3 protein-coding genes are annotated in these 2,908 nt (G+C 68.6%); 1 reads left to right on the top strand and 2 read right to left on the bottom strand.

All coding sequences use genetic code 11. The annotated features are described in order from the left end of the window. Nucleotides 1–224 precede the first annotated feature (224 nt). Entirely contained in the window at nt 225–1,691 is a 1,467-nt protein-coding gene (locus ABI213_RS02640) for a PLP-dependent aminotransferase family protein (RefSeq protein WP_348025996.1), read from the bottom strand. 86 nt (nt 1,692–1,777) lie between these two features. Here ABI213_RS02640 and ABI213_RS02635 point away from each other — a divergent pair, with 86 nt between their 5' ends. Next, nucleotides 1,778–2,491 (top strand): GNAT family protein, encoded by a 714-nt coding sequence (locus ABI213_RS02635; RefSeq protein ID WP_348008688.1) that lies wholly within the window; start codon nt 1,778–1,780, stop codon nt 2,489–2,491. 43 nt (nt 2,492–2,534) lie between these two features. On the opposite strand, the gene ABI213_RS02630 is transcribed toward ABI213_RS02635, so the two are convergent. Then, the coding region (locus ABI213_RS02630) for a hypothetical protein (protein ID WP_348025994.1) at nt 2,535–2,908 on the bottom strand (374 nt) is incomplete at its 5' end.

Here is a 2,908-nt window from a genome sequence, read left to right as displayed (position 1 = left end):
CGCGAAAGCCTGCACCAGGCCATGGCCGACCCGGCCCTGGCGGCCACGCGGACCGCGCTGCTGCTGGGTGCGTTCGAGGTGGTCGATGCAAGGGCTTACGCGGGCATGCAGGCCATGGACCGGCATGCTGCGGCGCTGGGACTGGAACGGCTGTAATTTATAAAAAATAGGCCGCCAGCGCAGGTAGCACCTGCGCTGGCAGCTACTGTAAGCATAGCAATTACCTAAAGCTGCGCATCGCGCGCCAGCGCCCCCAGCCGCTGCACCAGCGGCGCAAACAGCTCCGCCGAGGTGTTGCCGTAGCCCAGCACCAGCCCGTTGTCTTGCGGCTGCGGCTGCAACGCAAAACTGGACAGTGCGGTCGGCGCAATGCCGTAGCGCTGGGCGGCCTGGGCGATGGTGGCATCGGGGTAGCCCACCGGCAAACGCACGCTGAGGTGCAGACCGCAGTGGCCACCTTCGATGCGGTGGGGTACGCCCAGGTGCCGGGTCAGGGCCTCGCGCAAGGCTTGCTGGCGGTCACGGTACAGGCGGCGCATGCGGCCCAGGTGGCGGCTGAACTGGCCGCTTTCGATGAACTCGGCCATGGCCAGTTGCTCAAAACGGTGGCCGCCGCGCAGCATCTCTTGCAGCGGGGTGCGGGTGGGGGCCAGCAGCGCCTCAGGCAGCACCAGAAAGCCCAGCCGCAACGACGGAAACATGGTTTTGCTGAAGGTGCCCAGGTACAGAACCGGGGCCTGCGCCACCAGGCCCTGCATCGCGCCGATGGGCTCACCCGCGTGGCGGAATTCGCTGTCGTAGTCGTCCTCCAGAATCCAGGCACCCAAACGGCGGGCCTGGGCGATCAGAGCCAGGCGGCGCGCCACGGTGAGCACGGCACCCACCGGGTACTGGTGCGACGGCGTGGTGTAAACCAGGCGAGGCGGCTGGGTTTTCCAGTCGGCCTCGGTGGCGGCCAGGCCGTCGGCATCCACGCGCAAGGGCAGGATGCGCAGGTCGCCGCCCTGCATCGCCACCTTGGCACCGCGGTAGCCGGGGTCTTCCACCCAGGCCGTGTCGCCGGGGTTGGACAGCAGGCGCACGCACAGCGACAGGGCTTCTTGCGCGCCTTCGGTGATGACGATCTGCTCCGGCGCGCAGCGCACGCCCCGGGCCACGGCCAGGTGCCGGGCGATGGCGGTGCGCAGCGCGGGCTCGCCCAGCGGGTCACCATAGCCCAAAGCGCTGGGTCCGGCGCGGCGGATAGCCTGGTCGCAGGCGCGCCGCCAGGCGGCCAGTGGAAAGTGCGACAGCGCCGGGATGCCGGGGCGCAAAGCTTGGCTGTTGGGGCTGGGCGGCGCGGTGGGCCGTATCTGCGCCAGCCGCCGGGCGGTCACCGGCATGGCAGCGGGCTCGGCACGGGGCCGGGCCGGTCGGCTGGTGCTGGACAGCGCCGCCACCCGCGTGCCCTGGCGGTCTTGCTGCACATAGCCTTCTGCCGCCAAGTGCTCGTAGGCGGCAGTCACCGTGTTGCGCGAGATGGCCAGCACCTCGGCCAGACCGCGCGAGGCGGGCAGGCGGCTGCCGGGGGCCAGGCGGCTGTCCAAAATGGCTTCTTTGAGGCGGTGGTGCAACTGCCGCTGCAGAGGTGTGGCGGCGCTGTCTTTGTCCAGCGGGGTTTCAAACAGGGCGTGTGGAAAGGTGGTTGTCATGGCACCATGAAATCAAGGGTTTGTGGTGCTTTTCATGCGGCCACGGATAGCGTAACTTTAGGGCTTATTTCACCCTGGACAGCACCATGCCCACCACCAACCTCTTCGACCAGCCCATCGGCGATGCCCTGCCCGCCTGGACCGCCCGCGCCCTGCCCGCGCCCAGCCCCCTTGTTGGCCGCTTTTGCCGCCTGGAGCCACTGGATGCCGCGCGCCACGCCGACGACCTGTTTGCCGCCTACAGCCAGGCCCCGGATGGCCGCGACTGGACCTACATGCCAGTGGGCCCGTTTGCCACCCTGGCCGACTACCAGGCGCACGCCACCCAGGCGGCGGTGGCCCCGGGCTTCCTCCACTACGCGGTGATCGACCTGCGCACCGGGCGCGCCGTGGGCACGCTGGCGCTGATGCGCATGGACCCGGCGAATGGCGTGATCGAAGTGGGTTTTGTGGCGTTCTCGCCCCTGCTGAAGCGCACGCCGATCTCCACCGAGGCGCAGTTTCTGCTGATGCAGCACGCCTTTGACAGCCTGGGCTACCGGCGCTTTGAGTGGAAGTGCGACAGCCTGAACGCGCCGTCCAGGGTGGCGGCCAGGCGGCTGGGTTTCCAGTTTGAGGGCATCTTCCGCCAGGCCGTGGTGTACAAGGCGCGCAACCGCGATACCGCCTGGTTTTCCATCCTCGACACCGAATGGCCGCTGCTGCGCTCGGCCTTCACGCAGTGGCTGGCAGCCGACAACTTTGACGCGCAGGGGCAGCAGCGGCAGTCGTTGGACAGTTTCCGATCGCTATCGGTTTAATAGCTGGCTGCGCAGGTGCAATCTGCGCCAGCGGCCTATTTGACTAATTTTTTTCGTACACTGCCTCTAGCGCATCGGCCACGCCCTTCGCCTGCAGATCCAGGGCGCGGCGGGCGGGGGGTGACAAATACCAACCCAGCGGCACCAGCGACGCGTCGGTAAGCTGGTCGATCACCAGCACCCGGGCGGCGGGGCTGATGAGCGCGGTGCCACCCAGGGCCTGGCGCATTTCGGCAGGCGGCAGGCGGCCATGGGCTCCGATACCCGAGACGTTGAGCACCGCCACGGCGGGGCCCAGCAGATCGGCGTACAGGCCCCAGCTGTGGCTCAACACGGGTACGCCCAGGTCGGCGGGCAGGCTGAACGGATAGCTTCTGGGCACGATGCAGGCCGGCGCGGGGCCGGTATCGGGCGGGT

The organism is Rhodoferax sp., from assembly GCF_039922535.1.
In the GTDB taxonomy this organism is placed as follows: Bacteria; Pseudomonadota; Gammaproteobacteria; order Burkholderiales; family Burkholderiaceae_C; genus Rhodoferax_B.
This window is presented reverse-complemented; position numbering and strand designations above follow the sequence as displayed.